Source organism: Sphingobacterium corticibacterium (genome assembly GCF_004208525.1).
GTDB classification, from domain to species: Bacteria; Bacteroidota; Bacteroidia; order Sphingobacteriales; family Sphingobacteriaceae; genus Sphingobacterium; species Sphingobacterium corticibacterium.
Genome location: NZ_SGIT01000004.1, coordinates 283641 through 298653, shown reverse-complemented (window position 1 = coordinate 298653; position 15013 = coordinate 283641). Strand labels below are relative to the sequence as shown.

The following is a 15013-nucleotide window of genomic DNA, read 5'->3' as shown; positions in this document are numbered from 1 at the left end:
GCACAATGTTACTAATTTTTCATTAAAATAATTTATCTATGGGTGTAAGATTTCAGGTTTCAAAATCGTTATATTGCGACATGCAAAGAGAGAAGGCTAAAGAACGTATTATTTTGGGAATTGACCCGGGGACGGTTGTTATGGGATATGGGGTAGTCAAGCAAACGGGACAAAAAATATCATTATTAAGCCTAGGGATAGTCAAAATGGGTCATTTAGATGATCAAGGACTAAAACTACAGCGTATTTTTAAGAAAACGATGGCTCTCATACAAGAGTATCAGCCCGATTGTGTTGCCCTGGAAGCACCTTTTTATGGAAAAAACATTCAGGTCATGCTAAAACTCGGAAGAGCACAGGGTGTTGCTATGGCTGCCGCACTGAGCGTAGATATTCCTATCTTTGAATATGCCCCACGTAAAATAAAACAATCTGTCACCGGAAATGGAAGTGCTAGCAAAGAACAGGTGGCAGCGATGTTAAAAACCATTCTTCAGTTTAGGGAGACACCCGAATTCCTGGATGCAACGGACGGACTAGCGGTCGCAGTATGCCACGCCTTCCAACAAAATAATAGTTTAGAGAAAAAGAGTTATTCGGGATGGGAAGCTTTTGTAAAAGACAATCAACGTCGATTAAGTTAGAGTTTCACCTGGCGAATGACATTCTTCACATTTAATTCCACGATATCCGTCATGGATTGGCACTCCAAATACGCTTCATTATTGTAAAAAGCTCGATAACCTTCCCTTAAATTCCTAATATTCTCAGGTGTTGATAACGCCTGCAATTTAGAAGCGTCGCGCAAATCTTTAATACGATGACGTTCGCTACGCACGCGATGCACAATCGAAGAACGCTCTTCCTGCTGATATTGCAACACGGTTTTTTCATTCAAATGTTCCATAGCTAATTTCACATAGGGTAGGTTTTCCTTAAAATATTGAGGCATATATACCTTCGGATTTCCTTCGTAAAACTGTTGATCGAAATCGATGGCCCGGATACGAAATTGGAAATCGTCAAAATCCGGCGTGATCTGCATAACAAAGTTATATGCCCGCATATCCCCAAGCAGCGAAATAATACAACGTTCGTTGAACTTCACAAATTCTTTGGCAATGCGCGTCTGGTTATATTCCGGATTATCTATGCCAAATTTACTGAAAACATCACCTGGTATACCGACGATATGTTCTTCCACCAACGTGTCACGATCTACAAGATAGTTTACCTGATTAGGCGAAAGAATCTCCTCCAATTCCAGCCCATATATCCGGGAGGCATCTGCCTGCTTAATATAAAAATAATCGTACACATCATTTAACCTGTTGATAATACGCACTCGAAAAGGTTTGGTATTCCCGAATGCACAATACTCTATCCTGTCAATAATTTTATGCTCTACAATACGCGTATTACCTGATGCTTTAAGTTTTGCATACACTACGCGTAATGCATCATACAGTTGATCCTGTAAATGAGGCGAGTATAGTGGCGTCTCCCACAGCGTGTCTTCTCCGTTTTTATCCATCACAGGCACAGCTTCCACAAAATTCAACAGCTCGTTATATGTCAAAGGCAACTTCGCATCCCGCTGATACATCCGCAGATATTTGTTGAGGCCGGTACCTACGGGATAAATAGGCTTTTTACGCGATATTGTAACATCATCGATTTCCATAACGGGTTTTTTCGAAAAATACAAAATTTAAAATAAAAGAAAAAGAAAAGATATAATAAAACATTCATAATAAATAGACTGTTTTTTATAAAAAATAAAATTATATAACAAAAATACTTAGTATTTTTACAAAAATAAAAAAATAGTTCAGCATCAGGTTTAAAACAGGAAGGCATAAATGAAGAAACTCCCCGGGGAGAGGAGTTTCTTACGCTAACCAATTATAAACCTATGTTATTTTGAGGGAAGTAACATGCTTTCACTATAAGCAGAGATGATTTTCACCCCTTTTATTAATACAAATATAAAAAACACATGAAAATATTATGTAATTTTATTTTATTTTTACACATATTTTAAAATACACATCATTTTTTAACAAAAAACACCATTTTTTATGGATAAAAAGTATTCAAATTACGATTTAGACAATTTAGACATACAAATTTTGTCTATTTTGATGGATGACGCATCAATTCCATACACCGAAATAGCAAAAAAACTAATAGTTTCAGGAGGAACCATCCATGTAAGGATGAAAAAAATGGAAGAACTAGGAATAATCAAAGGTTCCCAGCTTATTATTAATCCACAAAAGGTAGGTTTTGACATTACAGCTTTCTTAGGAATCTATTTAGAGAAAGGTTCGCAATATTCTGATGCTGTCAAACAATTACAAGATATAAAAGAAGTAGTCGAACTGCATTACTGTACAGGGCAGTACAGTATGTTTGCAAAGATTGTATGTCGTGATACAGCACATTTACGCAAAGTATTAAATGAAGACATTCAGTCGTTGACGGGTATCCAACGTACGGAGACGATTATATCGCTAGAAGAAAGTATAAAAAGGCAAATAACGCTGTAGATATTTTTTTTACACGATATTTTTCAGCAAATCGATATAAAAAATAATACCATGTTCGATTTCTGCTAAAAATATATATTCATCTGCAGAATGTGACCGCGCGGAATCTCCCGGCCCTACTTTTACAGACGGGATAGATAGCAGCGCTTGGTCACTCATAGTCGGACTTCCAAACATTTTGGCTCCTAGACGTACTCCCGATTGGACGACAGGATGATCTAGCGCAATCGCGGAAGGGTTGAGTCTAGTGGAACGGGGATTCACGTTGACCGAAACGTGTTGCCTAATGATGTCCAGAATTTCTTGGTTATTATAAACATCTGTTGTACGCACATCGACGACGAATGTACAGGATGCGGGGACAACATTATGTTGTGTACCAGCATTCACTACGGTAACGGACATCTTTATGGGCCCTAAGTGTGATGAAACTTTCGGAAACTGAAATGTACGAAACCAATCTATAGCCTCCATCGCTTTATATATTGCATTCTCCCCCTCCTCCCGTGCAGCATGTCCAGATACGCCTATCGCTTCACAATCCAAGACCATCAATCCTTTTTCTGCGACAGCCATCTGTAGTTGAGTAGGCTCTCCAACAATAGCGAAATCCATCAACCCGATATGCTTGATCGCTTCTTCGACTCCATTTTTTCCGGAAATTTCTTCCTCTGCTGAGGCTAATAAACATAGATTATAACGTAAATCTTCATGTTCATAATAATACAGAAATGCTGCTATCAACGACACCAGACATCCTCCCGCATCATTGCTCCCTAAACCATACAGCTTGTTATCGGTCTCCACCGGGTCAAAAGGATCTTTGGTATAGCCGCTATTGGGCTTTACCGTATCATGGTGAGAATTTAGCAGGATATAAGGTCTCGAATCGTCTCTATATTTATTATAGGCCCACACATTATTACCGAAACGTTTATATCCCACGCCACGTTCACGAAAAAAAAGACACAGTAAATCAGCTGTGTCTTTTTCTTCTTTGCTAAAAGATGGCAGGGCTATCAATTGCTTTAATAGCAATATAGCTTCTTTTGTCAGATGGGCTATATTTTTATTCATTATATAATCCCCCAGCTTTTTCTGCGGACAATTTTATTCCTTTTATAAATGCCGAACTAAACCCATGGTGCTCCATTTCATTCAACCCGGCGATCGTACATCCTTTAGGAGACGTTACCTTATCGATCTCTCCTTCGGGGTGGTTTTGTGTCTGTAGTAACAAATCTGCAGCTCCTTTAGCCGTTTGTACCGCCATCTTTAAGGCATCATGTGCATGAAAACCTATTTCCACACCACCTTGCGAAGCCGCCCGGATAGCACGTAAGAAAAAAGCAATACCACACGCACAAAGCGCAGTCGCAGACGTCATGAGATCTTCCTGAATAACTACGACAGCACCTACCGCTTCAAATAATTGTTCTACCTTTTTTATTTCCGTATCCGCAGCATAGTCAGTCGCTATACAGGTCATTGACTGTCCAATAGCAATAGCTGTATTTGGCATAGCGCGAACAACCAATTTATCGTCACCAAGTACTTGCTTGATATCAGCACAGCTTACACCTGACACGACAGAAACAATAATCTGTCCGGCATGCACGGTATCCTTCACCTCTTCCAATACTTTACGAAGTTGCTGCGGTAGGATAGCTAGCACCACTATTTCAGCACCGACAACGGCCTGTGTATTATTATCGTGTACTTGAAAGCCGAGTGCGGCTTCCTCTTGAAGGTTAGCGAGGTACCTGCGCGTGAGCATGATCTCAGCGGCTGTATATTGTCCGGACTTTACAAGTCCTTTGGCAAGGGAAAGTCCGATATTTCCACTACCGATTATTGTTATTTTGCTCATTTTTTGGTTTATTTAGATAACAAACAAGTACCAAATTCCCCCTGTTGATATTTATGCAGGTTTAAGGCATTGCCAATATATACATTTTTAACGCCCTTGCTTAGTGCCTCAAAAGCGTTATCCAGTTTTGGAATCATACCTTCGTAAATTACTTTCTCTAATTTTAGTTTTTCGAATTCATCTGGACTTATGGATTTGATAACAGATTCGGAATTATCTACATCACGTAATACGCCCTCTTTTTCAAAACAGTAAATCAGCTTTGTCTCATATATCTTCGCCAACGAGACCGCCAACGCTGAAGCAATAGTATCCGCATTGGTATTTAATAACTGTCCCAAACCGTTATGCGTAATAGCAGAAAATACCGGAGTAAATCCTGCTTCCAAAAATTTCTTTATACTTAGGGTATTCACGGAATCTACTAAGATATCTCCGGCATATCCATAGTCAATTTCCCGAACAGGACGCTTAATTGCCTTAATCGTATTACCATCTGCTCCAGACAATCCTAATGCATCGCAACCAAATTTCTGCAGAGAAGAAACCACATGTTTATTGGTTAGACCAGCATAAACCATGGTTGCTACATCGAGCATAGCCTTATCTGTAATACGTCGGCCATTAATCATTTTCGCCTCAATCCCGAGATCAGCGGCAATTCGTGTAGCAATCTTTCCTCCGCCGTGGACTAATACCTTTTTACCTTGTAATGCCGCAAATTTTTCCAAAAAACTCTGCAACTGTACATCGTCATCAATAACGTTACCTCCGATTTTGATAATATGTAATCCACTTCCCATAGCTAATTAAATACATTTACTTCTTAAGATTCTCCAACATTCGCTTTAACACCACCTGAGCTGCCCACACCCGGTTAGCCGCTTCTTTAACAACCAAAGAGTTAGGGCCGTCAAGAATTTCTGATGACAACTCTAAATCACGTCGTACTGGCAGACAATGCATCACTTTCGCATCGTTTGTCAATCCTAATTTCTCGTTGGTCATTAGCCAGTCTTCTTGCACAGGATAAACCTGTCCGTAATCGCTATAAGAAGACCAGTTTTTTACATATACAAAATCAGCTCCGTTCAGCGCTTGGTTTAAATCATACACTATTTGCGCGCCCACCGTAAATTCCTCGTTCAATTCGTATCCAGCAGGATGAGCGATCGTAAAATCAACCAAATCTTGCTCCTGCGCTTTACACATCCATTCCGAAAAAGAATTCGGAACGGCTTGGGGTAATGCCTTCACATGAGGTGCCCAGGCCAACACAACTTTAGGTTTAGCTATCTGTTTATGTTCTGTAATGGTAATTAAATCGGTTAAACTTTGCAAAGGGTGACGCGTAGCGCTTTCCAAAGAAACCACGGGAACCCCACAAAATTTAATAAATTTGTTAAACAGCTCTTCTGTATAATCTGCTACTTTATCTTTCAAACTAGGAAAAGAACGCAATCCTAATATATCACAATATTCGCCCATCACGGCAGCAGCTTCCCGGATATGTTCCACCGTTGTTCCGTTCATAATAATACCATCCTGCGTCTCTAACGCCCAGCCTTCTTTATCCATATTGATGACCATCACGTCCATCCCAAGACTCATCGCTGCCTTTTGGGTGCTCAAACGCGTACGTAAGCTCGGATTCAGAAATACTAAACCCAATGTTTTATTCTTACCTAATTCCCGCCAAGCATAAGGATCGGCTTTTAGCGACAAGGCTTCTTGCACGACCGAATCTAAATCATCAATATCTGCAACTGAAAAAAAATTATTCATCTTTCCACGTAAAAAGTAAAAAATAAGGTCATTCCTCCACCTAGTCGAAATGCCTGTTAAATCGATCGCCAGACAAGTTAAACTGTCTTTAATCGCTCGTCCAGCGCTGTTAAAAAAGTATCTGCTATAGCACTTGTTATATTTAAAGCAGGCAAAATCCGTATAACATTTGGTTTTGCTTCCCCTGTAAAAATTCGATTTTTCACCAATAAATCCTTTTTCACATCGGATAATTCTGCTGGTAATTCAACACCTATCATCAGTCCTCTACCTCTTACCTCTTTAACTTTATCAAACTTTTTCAATTCTGTGATAAGGTAGTTTCCAATGTGTCGAGCATTTTCCAATAGACACTCCCGTTGAATGATGTCAAGCACAGCGATTGCAGCTGCACAAGCCAGATGATTACCGCCAAAAGTAGTCCCTAACATACCAAAGGACGCTTTGAATTTAGGAGATATACTAATCGCCCCGATAGGAAATCCATTCCCCATCCCTTTCGCCATCGAATAAATATCTGCATTTATACCCGCATAATCTTGCGAATAAAAATCACCTGTACGACCGTAGCCGCACTGTACCGCATCCGCAATAAATACAGCTTCATGCGTGTCGCAAAGCGAACGGATCAACCGAAGGAAAGAAATAGAAGCTTCCCGTATTCCACCCACGCCTTGTATACCTTCGATGATCACGGCAGAAATTTCCTCGCCAAAATCTTGAAAAGCCCCAGTTAATGCTTCTTCATCATTAAAAGGAAGAAACACCACATTATCCGTTTGGTTTACCGGAGCCACAATAGCGGGATTGTCTGTCGCGGCTACAGCCAATGAAGTACGACCATGAAAAGACTTCGTGAACGCGATAATCTTTTTTCGTCCATTGTGGAATGACGCTAGTTTTAATGCGTTTTCATTCGCCTCTGCTCCAGAGTTACAAAGAAATAGTGCATAATCATCCTTTCCAGATATTTCACCTAGCTGTCGCGCCAGCTGACGCTGCAATGGGATCTCTACGGAATTTGAATAGAATCCGATTTGATGTAATTGATTGGTGATGGATTCCACATAATGTGGATGACCATGTCCAATAGATATCACGGCATGTCCACCATATAAATCAAGGTATTCCGTACCCGAAGCGTCCCAAACGCTGGATCCCTTGGCTCTAACAATATTAATAGGGTTTATGGGATAAACATTAAATAAATCCATGTATAAAAAAATAAACTGGTATGGATAAAATACTATACGCAAATATAACGTAACATGCTGAAAATAATAAGTAATTATAAAATAAAAAAGCCCGTCATGATATGTGACGGGCTTTTTTATAAATGAGAAAAATATTAATCTTTTTTCTCTTCCTTTTCCGAAGATTCTTCTTTTGCAGGCGCTTCTTCAGCTGCGGAAGTTTCTTCCGCTGTTGCTTCTGCTTTAGATACTTCGTCTTTAACTTCCTCCGTCACTTCTACTTCTTCAGCTACTTCAACTTCAGCAGTTTTTTCCGTAGCTTTCTTCTTACCACCGCGTCGGCGAGTCGCTTTCTTCTCTTCTTTCGCTGTTTGTCCATAGATTTCGTTGTAGTCAACCAATTCGATGAAGGCCATTTCAGCATTGTCACCAAGACGATTTTCTAACTTGATGATACGTGTATACCCACCCGGACGAGAAGCAACTTTTTCCGAAATTTCGCGGAATAAAATCGTTACAGCTTCTTTGTCTTTTAAGTAAGCGAATACTGTACGACGAGAATGCGTTGTATCATTCTTTGATTTTGTAATCAAAGGTTCTACATACTTACGCAATGCTCTAGCTTTAGCTAAAGTCGTCGTAATACGCTTGTGTTTGATCAATGAAGTCGCCATGTTGGCCAACATCGCCTTACGGTGACTGTCAGTGCGCCCTAATTTGTCTACTTTTTTTCCGTGTCTCATTTTTTTGTGTTTTTGTGCGTACCGTTCTTAAAAGAGGAATTACGCAACAGGTCGCTTATTTATTAATTAATTTTATTCTTCGTCCAATTTATATTTGGACAGATTCATACCGAACGACAAACCTTTCGATTTAACCAACTCTTGAATTTCGCTCAAAGACTTCTTACCGAAGTTACGGAACTTCAACATATCCGCAACGTCATAAGTCACCAATTCTGCCAATGTACGAATATCAGCCGCTTTCAAGCAGTTCAACGCACGAACAGAAAGATCTAAATCCACCAACTCGGTTTTCAATATTTTACGCATGTGTAAAATTTCCTCGTCCACTACCTTGGTTTCCTCTTTTGTTTGAGACTCTAACAACATATTTTCATCAGAGAATAACATGAAGTGTTGAATCAAAATCTTAGCAGCTTCTTTCAAAGCCTCTTCGGGATGAATAGAACCGTCGGTAGAAATATCCAACAACAATTTCTCGTAGTCGGTTTTTTGTTCTACACGATAATTCTCGATGGTGTATTTTACGTTCTTAATTGGCGTGTAAATAGAATCTACAGCGATAAAACCAACAGGACCGTCTGTAACTTTATTTTCTTCAGCATTTACATAACCGCGTCCCTTAGCTACAGAGAGTTCAACCTCTATAGTAACGGAATTATCCATATTACAGATAACCAATTCTGGATTTAAAACTGTAAAATTATTGGAGAACTTCGTAATATCGCCCGCTTTAAATTGATCTTGACCATTAATAACGACAAAGATCTTTTCGCTATCGCCCTGCTCACCAGTTTTCTTGAAACGAACTTGCTTCAAGTTCAAAATGATCTCGGTAACATCTTCAACAACACCTTTGATAGTAGAAAACTCGTGCGAAACGCCTGAAAACCTTACCGACGTAATTGCATATCCTTCTAAGGAGGACAATAAAATACGGCGCAAAGCATTACCAATAGTTACACCAAAACCAGGCTCTAATGGACGAAATTCGAAAGTACCATCAAAATCTGTTGATTTTTGCATGATAACTTTATCCGGTCTTTGAAATGCTAAAATTGCCATTTATTTTCTTTTAAAAGTTTTTATTAATAACGTAAAATATAATAAGAGTAAGCATAATCTAGAGATTTGGCTCACTCCTATTAATTACTATTTAGAGTACAACTCTACGATTAAGTTTTCTTTAATGTTTTCTGGAATATCAACTCTTTCAGGGAAAGAAACGAACGTTCCTGTTAATTCATTAGCGTTCCACTCTAACCAACTGAATTTGTTAATCTTTCTTCCTTCTACAGAAGCTACGATAGCTTCTAAAGATTTAGAGCGCTCACGAACGGCAATTACATCGCCCGGACGTAGGCTATATGATGGGATGTTAACGACTTCTCCGTTAACGGTAACGTGCTTGTGTGAAACCAACTGACGAGCTGCTGCACGTGTTGGAGCAATACCCAAACGGTAAACAACATTATCCAGACGAGCTTCTAATAATCTCAAGAAGTTCTCCCCAGTAATACCTTGCTTCGCTGATGCCTTTGCAAACAACGTACGGAACTGACGCTCCAAAACACCGTAGGTGTATTTTGCTTTTTGCTTTTCTAGCAACTGAATAGCGTATTCAGATTGCTTACCTCTTCTTTTTGACGGACCGTGTTGTCCTGGAGGATAATTCTTTTTTTCTAAAGCCTTATCAGGGCCAAAAATAGGCTCTCTGAATTTACGTGCAATTTTGGACTTAGGTCCTGTATATCTTGCCATTTTTTCTCTCTGTTTGAAGTATCTATCAACCTATAGCTGACGAATCTTATCTTAAACAATAAAATTATTAAACTCTTCTCCGTTTTGGAGGACGACAACCATTGTGCGGAAGTGGCGTGATATCTTTGATCGTAGTCACATCGATTCCAATGGTCTGTAATGTACGGATTGCCGACTCACGTCCAGCTCCCGGACCTTTTACAAAAACTTCAACTTTGCGTAAACCTAAGTCGTGTGCAACTTTACCACAGTCTTGAGCAGCTTGACCAGCAGCGTACGGAGTATTCTTTTTAGAACCTCTGAACCCCATTTTACCAGCTGAAGACCATGAAATAGTCTGACCTTGATTGTTTGTCAAAGTAATGATGATGTTGTTAAAGGTAGCGTTGATATGAGCTTGACCTACTGGCTCAATAACGACGATACGCTTTTTTGTAACCTTTTTACTTTTAGCCATTTCTTAATTATTATTTAGTAGCTTTTTTCTTGTTTGCAACTGTTTTACGTTTACCTTTACGGGTACGTGAGTTGTTTTTTGTACGTTGACCGCGAAGAGGTAAATGCTTACGGTGACGTAGGCCACGGTAACAACCAATATCCATCAAACGTTTGATGTTTAACTGCACTTCAGAACGCAAAGCACCTTCAACTTTAACTTCTTCGTTGATGATGTTACGGATGGCTGTTAATTGATCATCGTTCCATTCAGATACTTTAACATCCTCACTGATACCCGCTTTTTTCAAGATATAAGCCGCTGTGGAACGACCAATACCGAAGATGTAGGTAAGGCCTATTACGCCTCTTTTGTTTTTAGGTAAATCTATACCTGCTATCCTTGCCATATAATACTTTAAGCGATTATGTTAATTAAACTACCCTTGACGTTGCTTGAACTTAGGGTTCTTTTTGTTGATTACAAAAACCTTTCCTTTGCGACGGATAACTTTACAATCCGCGCTACGTTTTTTTATTGATGCTCTAACTTTCATTGTTGTAGTATTTTAAAAGCCTATTATACCGAAAAGTAAAAACAACCGCTATTTATAGCGATACGTAATTCTTCCCTTTGTTAAATCATAAGGCGACATTTCCAACTTCACTTTATCTCCAGGTAAAATTTTGATATAATGCATACGCATTTTTCCGGAAATATGCGCAATAATTTCATGCCCATTTTCCAATTCTACACGGAACATCGCATTAGAAAGCGCCTCCTTAATTATACCGTCTTGTTCTATCGAGGCTTGTTTAGCCATATATCCTATGTTAATTTACTTTTTTGGCCTGTACAAACAGGAGTGCAAAGATAAATAAAAAATATTGAAAACCAACTACTTTTTACCCAAAACTTCTTCCACATGTTCAAATGTCAGCAACACGTCCGGCGTACCTTTTCGGATAGCAACCATCTGTTCAAAATGAGCAGATAACTTTCCATCAATAGTACTCACCGTCCAACCATCATCCCAAAACTTCACACCAGCTTTGCCTGCATTGATCATCGGCTCAATACAAATGACCAAACCGGCGTCCAACTTTGGTCCAGAACCACGCTTTCCGTAGTTTGGCACTTCCGGCTTTTCGTGCAAATGTAAACCAACACCATGTCCTACTAGCTCTCTTACGATACCATAATGGTAAGGTGCAACATGTTCTTGCACGGCTGCTGAAATATCGCCTACACGTTTTCCGGCGACTGCCTGCTCAATACCTTTATACAAAGCTGCTTTGGTCACCTCCAACAATTGCTGTGCTTCTGCCGAAATATTACCTACACCAAAAGTGTAGGCTGAATCACTAATAAATCCCTTTAAATTGACGCCACCGTCTACCGAAACGATATCACCTTCCTTCAGCACATAATCACTCGGAAATCCGTGAACAATTTGATCGTTTACCGATATACATAACGAAAATGGGAAACCTTGATAGTTCAGGAATGCAGGGGTACCTCCATTGTCATGAATAAAATCATAGGCTAATTTATCTAGCGATAACGTAGTAATTCCAGGCTTTACTTCCTTTGCAATCTCACCAAGTAATAACGAGAGTACCTTTGCAGACTCTCGTATTTGCTCGATTTGTTCTTCTGTTTTATAATAAACTTTGGACATTTATTAAAGTGCTGATTGATCGATACCTTCTACGGTAGCTGTCGAACGACCCTTTACTCTGCCCGTCTTCATCAAGCCGTCATAATGACGCATTAACAGATGACTCTCAATCTGCTGTAATGTATCTAACACTACACCTACTAGAATCAATAAAGAAGTACCTCCATAGAAATGTGCGAATTGGTTATTCACACCTAATTTAGCCGCTAGAGCAGGCATCACCGCAATAATCGCAATGAATATAGCTCCCGGGAAGGTAATACGCGAGATGACGTTATCGATAAAAATATTCGTATCGTAACCCGGCTTTATTCCAGGAATAAAGCCGCCATTCTTCTTCATGTCTTCAGACATCTGCTGTGGATTTACCATAATTGCCGTATAGAAAAACGTAAACGCAATAATGAGAACAGCAAATGTTACGTTGTAGGCAACGGATGTATAGTTACTTAATGACGCTAAAAAATCAGACTGTAAATCTGGAAAAAACTGTGATAAAGCCATTGGCAAGAACATAATAGCCTGTGCAAATATAATAGGCATAACGCCGGCAGCATTCACTTTTAAAGGAATATACTGGCGTACCCCACCGACCTGCTTGTTACCAACAATCTTTTTGGCGTACTGTACAGGGACTTTACGAATACCTTGCACCACCAAGATGGCAAAAATCACAACAAAGAAAAGGGCGACAAACTCTAATAAAAGTGGAATAGGTCCACCTCCACTAGGACTCATACGAGATCCCCACTCTGCCACAATACCTGCTGGCAACTGCGCAATGATACCTGCCATGATAATTAAGGAGATACCATTACCAATACCTTTATCTGTAATTTTTTCACCAAGCCACATCACAAACAAGGTACCTGCTGTTAACACAATTGCAGAAAGAATAGTGAACATTGGTTCTGCTAATGTTTTCGCTTCTGCAGGGACTTGTGTTTTCACATAAGCTACCGCTTGCACCAACGTAATCGCCAATGTTAGGTAACGCGTAATCTGTGTCATTTTTTTACGACCCGATTCGCCTTCTTTTTGCATTTTCTGAAATGCAGGAACCGCTATCCCCAATAACTGAACAACGATTGATGCAGAAATGTAGGGCATTACACCCAACGCGAATATCGCCGACCGGGAGAACGACCCTCCAGCAAACATATTGATTAAGTCCAATATGCTATTGCCTTCGCTACTTCTAGCCACTAATGCATCAGGGTTGACACCCGGCAGAACCACGTGACAACCAATACGGTAGATAAGAAGAAGAAGCAATGTGGTAATAATACGATTGCGTAAATCTTCTATTTTCCATATATTGGTTAAGGTTGTGATTAGTTTCTTCATGTAATTTTATAGTTTTTCGATAGAACCACCTGCAGCTTCAATAGCTTTCTGTGCCGAAGCAGAAAAAGCATGGGCTTTAACTTCTACTTTAGTAGTCAACTCGCCACGACCTAAGATTTTCACTAAGTCTTTTTTGGCAACTAATCCATGAGCTTTTAAAGTATCGAAGTCGATAGCTGTCAAATTGTACTTAGCTACCAGCTCCTGCAATACGTCCAAGTTAATTCCTTTATACTCGACGCGATTCATGTTTTTGAAACCGAACTTAGGTACGCGACGTTGCAAAGGCATTTGACCACCTTCGAAACCAATCTTCGTAGAATGTCCTGAACGCGAACCGGCACCTTTATGGCCACGAGTTGATGTACCGCCACGACCAGATCCTTGACCTCTACCGATACGTTTTCTGTTTTTTACAGAACCTTTAGCTGGTTTTAAACTACTTAAATTCATTTTGTATTAAAAATGTTGTGTTACGCCTTCGCTCTCACTAAACAGGTCGTAACGATGAATAATTAATTAATAAACGGAATGGAAAGAATCCGAAAACCCTTTCCATTTACCTATTCTATCTTAAACAGTCTCTACCGCTACTAAGTGGTTGACTTTTCTGACCATACCGATAATGGATGGTGTAGCTTCAACTTCTACGAAGTGGTTGATACGTTTCAAGCCAAGGGCCTGAATAGTTCTCTTTTGGCGCTCGCTTCTGTCGATAACGCTCTTTATCTGGGTGATTTTGATTTTTGCCATGATAATTAACCGTTAAATACTTTGTTTAAATCGACACCGCGGTTTTGGGCAACGGTGTAGGCATCACGAAGTTTAACCAATGCATCAACTGTTGCTTTCACAACATTGTGCGGATTGGATGAACCCAATGATTTCGCTAATACGTCCTTAATACCCGCACTCTCCAATACGGCACGCATTGCACCACCTGCTAGTACGCCCGTACCGCCAACAGCTGGCTTAATCAAAACGCGACCTCCAGAGAATTTGCCATGTTGTTCGTGAGGAACTGTACCGTTGATGATAGGAACTTTAATCAAGTTTTTCTTTGCATCATCGATACCCTTCGTAATAGCCTCAGTAACCTCTTTTGCTTTACCAAGTCCGTAACCCACGATACCATTTTCGTCACCCACAACAACGATAGCCGAGAAACTGAAGGTACGACCGCCTTTAGTCACTTTCGCTACGCGTTGGATGCTTACTAAGCGATCTTTTAATTCTATTTCGCTTGATTTTACTCTTTTTATATTGCTTAATGCCATGTTCTTATTGATTAAAAGTCCAAACCGCCTTCGCGAGCACCTTCAGCCAATGATTTCACACGGCCATGGTATAAGTACCCATTACGGTCAAAAACTACTTTGCTAATACCTGCTGCTACAGCTTTTTCTGCCACTAATTTTCCGACAGCCTTCGATTGCTCTATTTTTGTACCGCTTGCGGCAAAATCCTTCGAACCTGAAGACGCTGAAGCTAACGTTTTTCCAGCCTCATCATCGATAATTTGAGCATAGATACCTTTATTGCTTCTGAAAACGGATAAACGTGGACGCTCAGCCGTTCCAGTCAGGCTCTTTCTTATTCCTTTTTTGATTCGCTCTCTGCGAGATGTTTTATTTCCTGCCATGGT

21 protein-coding genes are annotated in these 15013 nt (G+C 39.9%); 2 read left to right on the top strand and 19 right to left on the bottom strand.

The features are described from left to right. The first annotated feature begins 80 nt into the window (after window positions 1-80). Window positions 81-644: a crossover junction endodeoxyribonuclease RuvC gene (ruvC, locus tag EWE74_RS18150; protein WP_130143148.1), complete on the top strand. Its 564-nt coding sequence runs from the start codon at window positions 81-83 to the stop codon at window positions 642-644. On the opposite strand, the gene EWE74_RS18145 is transcribed toward ruvC, so the two are convergent. Further along, window positions 641-1684, bottom strand: coding sequence for a hypothetical protein (locus EWE74_RS18145; protein WP_130143068.1), 1044 nt, complete (start codon window positions 1682-1684; stop codon window positions 641-643). The genes ruvC and EWE74_RS18145 overlap by 4 nt on opposite strands. 397 nt (window positions 1685-2081) lie before the next feature. Between EWE74_RS18145 and EWE74_RS18140 the strand changes: the two genes are divergently transcribed. Beyond that, window positions 2082-2552, top strand: coding sequence for an Lrp/AsnC ligand binding domain-containing protein (locus tag EWE74_RS18140; RefSeq protein ID WP_130143067.1), 471 nt, complete (start codon window positions 2082-2084; stop codon window positions 2550-2552). Window positions 2553-2561: 9 nt separating this feature from the next. On the opposite strand, the gene EWE74_RS18135 is transcribed toward EWE74_RS18140, so the two are convergent. The 18 genes from EWE74_RS18135 to rplR form a co-directional block, all read right to left on the bottom strand. Then, window positions 2562-3629, bottom strand: coding sequence for a M20 family metallo-hydrolase (locus tag EWE74_RS18135; RefSeq protein ID WP_130143066.1), 1068 nt, complete (start codon window positions 3627-3629; stop codon window positions 2562-2564). Then, entirely contained in the window at window positions 3622-4422 is an 801-nt protein-coding gene (proC, locus tag EWE74_RS18130; RefSeq protein WP_130143065.1) for a pyrroline-5-carboxylate reductase, read from the bottom strand. The genes EWE74_RS18135 and proC overlap by 8 nt, the downstream gene beginning before the upstream one ends. Before the next feature lie 8 nt (window positions 4423-4430). Next, window positions 4431-5225, bottom strand: coding sequence for an acetylglutamate kinase (gene argB / locus EWE74_RS18125; protein ID WP_130143064.1), 795 nt, complete (start codon window positions 5223-5225; stop codon window positions 4431-4433). Window positions 5226-5241: 16 nt separating this feature from the next. Beyond that, the gene (locus tag EWE74_RS18120) at window positions 5242-6207 is read right to left on the bottom strand and encodes a Rossmann-fold NAD(P)-binding domain-containing protein (protein WP_130143063.1); all 966 of its coding nucleotides are present in this window, start codon (window positions 6205-6207) and stop codon (window positions 5242-5244) included. A 77-nt stretch (window positions 6208-6284) separates the two neighbouring features. Further along, entirely contained in the window at window positions 6285-7421 is a 1137-nt protein-coding gene (locus EWE74_RS18115; RefSeq protein ID WP_130143062.1) for an aspartate aminotransferase family protein, read from the bottom strand. Window positions 7422-7555: 134 nt separating this feature from the next. Then, a complete protein-coding gene (gene rplQ / locus EWE74_RS18110; RefSeq protein WP_130143061.1) occupies window positions 7556-8143 on the bottom strand; it encodes a 50S ribosomal protein L17 in 588 nt (195 codons plus the stop codon). Window positions 8144-8215: 72 nt separating this feature from the next. Then, on the bottom strand, window positions 8216-9208 hold the full coding sequence (locus EWE74_RS18105) for a DNA-directed RNA polymerase subunit alpha (protein ID WP_130143060.1): 993 nt from the start codon (window positions 9206-9208) through the stop codon (window positions 8216-8218). An 87-nt stretch (window positions 9209-9295) separates the two neighbouring features. Then, window positions 9296-9904, bottom strand: coding sequence for a 30S ribosomal protein S4 (rpsD, locus tag EWE74_RS18100; protein WP_130143059.1), 609 nt, complete (start codon window positions 9902-9904; stop codon window positions 9296-9298). Window positions 9905-9971: 67 nt separating this feature from the next. Beyond that, window positions 9972-10361 carry a 30S ribosomal protein S11 gene (gene rpsK / locus EWE74_RS18095; protein WP_130143058.1) on the bottom strand — a complete coding sequence of 130 codons (390 nt, stop codon included), beginning with the start codon at window positions 10359-10361 and terminating at the stop codon, window positions 9972-9974. A 10-nt stretch (window positions 10362-10371) separates the two neighbouring features. Then, complete coding sequence (rpsM, locus tag EWE74_RS18090; protein WP_130143057.1) at window positions 10372-10749, bottom strand: 30S ribosomal protein S13; 378 nt, start codon at window positions 10747-10749, stop codon at window positions 10372-10374. 30 nt (window positions 10750-10779) lie between these two features. Then, the gene (gene ykgO / locus EWE74_RS18085) at window positions 10780-10896 is read right to left on the bottom strand and encodes a type B 50S ribosomal protein L36 (RefSeq protein ID WP_130143056.1); all 117 of its coding nucleotides are present in this window, start codon (window positions 10894-10896) and stop codon (window positions 10780-10782) included. 48 nt (window positions 10897-10944) lie between these two features. Continuing rightward, on the bottom strand, window positions 10945-11163 hold the full coding sequence (infA, locus tag EWE74_RS18080; protein ID WP_021071231.1) for a translation initiation factor IF-1: 219 nt from the start codon (window positions 11161-11163) through the stop codon (window positions 10945-10947). Window positions 11164-11238: 75 nt separating this feature from the next. Next, window positions 11239-12021: a type I methionyl aminopeptidase gene (gene map, locus EWE74_RS18075; RefSeq protein WP_130143055.1), complete on the bottom strand. Its 783-nt coding sequence runs from the start codon at window positions 12019-12021 to the stop codon at window positions 11239-11241. A gap of 3 nt (window positions 12022-12024) precedes the next feature. Further along, window positions 12025-13368, bottom strand: coding sequence for a preprotein translocase subunit SecY (gene secY / locus EWE74_RS18070; RefSeq protein ID WP_130143054.1), 1344 nt, complete (start codon window positions 13366-13368; stop codon window positions 12025-12027). 6 nt (window positions 13369-13374) lie between these two features. Continuing rightward, window positions 13375-13821, bottom strand: coding sequence for a 50S ribosomal protein L15 (gene rplO, locus EWE74_RS18065; RefSeq protein ID WP_130143053.1), 447 nt, complete (start codon window positions 13819-13821; stop codon window positions 13375-13377). Between the two features lie 120 nt (window positions 13822-13941). Continuing rightward, window positions 13942-14121, bottom strand: coding sequence for a 50S ribosomal protein L30 (gene rpmD / locus EWE74_RS18060; RefSeq protein WP_130143052.1), 180 nt, complete (start codon window positions 14119-14121; stop codon window positions 13942-13944). A 5-nt stretch (window positions 14122-14126) separates the two neighbouring features. Continuing rightward, entirely contained in the window at window positions 14127-14645 is a 519-nt protein-coding gene (gene rpsE, locus EWE74_RS18055; RefSeq protein WP_130143051.1) for a 30S ribosomal protein S5, read from the bottom strand. Window positions 14646-14656: 11 nt separating this feature from the next. Further along, complete coding sequence (gene rplR, locus EWE74_RS18050) at window positions 14657-15010, bottom strand: 50S ribosomal protein L18 (protein ID WP_130143050.1); 354 nt, start codon at window positions 15008-15010, stop codon at window positions 14657-14659. Between the last annotated feature and the right edge of the window lie 3 nt (window positions 15011-15013).

Excerpts from the sequence above, each read along its gene's own strand:
- argB (WP_130143064.1), bottom strand. The coding sequence starts at position 5,225 with ATGGGAAGTGGATTACATATTATCAAAATCGGAGGTAACGTTATTGAT.
- EWE74_RS18135 (WP_130143066.1), bottom strand. The coding sequence starts at position 3,629 with ATGAATAAAAATATAGCCCATCTGACAAAAGAAGCTATATTGCTATTA.
- rpsE (WP_130143051.1), bottom strand. The coding sequence starts at position 14,645 with ATGGCATTAAGCAATATAAAAAGAGTAAAATCAAGCGAAATAGAATTA.
- rpmD (WP_130143052.1), bottom strand. The coding sequence starts at position 14,121 with ATGGCAAAAATCAAAATCACCCAGATAAAGAGCGTTATCGACAGAAGC.
- proC (WP_130143065.1), bottom strand. The coding sequence starts at position 4,422 with ATGAGCAAAATAACAATAATCGGTAGTGGAAATATCGGACTTTCCCTT.
- EWE74_RS18145 (WP_130143068.1), bottom strand. The coding sequence starts at position 1,684 with ATGGAAATCGATGATGTTACAATATCGCGTAAAAAGCCTATTTATCCC.
- rpsK (WP_130143058.1), bottom strand. The coding sequence starts at position 10,361 with ATGGCTAAAAGTAAAAAGGTTACAAAAAAGCGTATCGTCGTTATTGAG.
- EWE74_RS18140 (WP_130143067.1), top strand. The coding sequence starts at position 2,082 with ATGGATAAAAAGTATTCAAATTACGATTTAGACAATTTAGACATACAA.
- rplO (WP_130143053.1), bottom strand. The coding sequence starts at position 13,821 with ATGAATTTAAGTAGTTTAAAACCAGCTAAAGGTTCTGTAAAAAACAGA.
- ruvC (WP_130143148.1), top strand. The coding sequence starts at position 81 with ATGCAAAGAGAGAAGGCTAAAGAACGTATTATTTTGGGAATTGACCCG.
- rpsM (WP_130143057.1), bottom strand. The coding sequence starts at position 10,749 with ATGGCAAGGATAGCAGGTATAGATTTACCTAAAAACAAAAGAGGCGTA.
- EWE74_RS18105 (WP_130143060.1), bottom strand. The coding sequence starts at position 9,208 with ATGGCAATTTTAGCATTTCAAAGACCGGATAAAGTTATCATGCAAAAA.
- secY (WP_130143054.1), bottom strand. The coding sequence starts at position 13,368 with ATGAAGAAACTAATCACAACCTTAACCAATATATGGAAAATAGAAGAT.
- EWE74_RS18120 (WP_130143063.1), bottom strand. The coding sequence starts at position 6,207 with ATGAATAATTTTTTTTCAGTTGCAGATATTGATGATTTAGATTCGGTC.
- rplQ (WP_130143061.1), bottom strand. The coding sequence starts at position 8,143 with ATGAGACACGGAAAAAAAGTAGACAAATTAGGGCGCACTGACAGTCAC.
- infA (WP_021071231.1), bottom strand. The coding sequence starts at position 11,163 with ATGGCTAAACAAGCCTCGATAGAACAAGACGGTATAATTAAGGAGGCG.
- ykgO (WP_130143056.1), bottom strand. The coding sequence starts at position 10,896 with ATGAAAGTTAGAGCATCAATAAAAAAACGTAGCGCGGATTGTAAAGTT.
- EWE74_RS18115 (WP_130143062.1), bottom strand. The coding sequence starts at position 7,421 with ATGGATTTATTTAATGTTTATCCCATAAACCCTATTAATATTGTTAGA.
- rpsD (WP_130143059.1), bottom strand. The coding sequence starts at position 9,904 with ATGGCAAGATATACAGGACCTAAGTCCAAAATTGCACGTAAATTCAGA.
- map (WP_130143055.1), bottom strand. The coding sequence starts at position 12,021 with ATGTCCAAAGTTTATTATAAAACAGAAGAACAAATCGAGCAAATACGA.
- rplR (WP_130143050.1), bottom strand. The coding sequence starts at position 15,010 with ATGGCAGGAAATAAAACATCTCGCAGAGAGCGAATCAAAAAAGGAATA.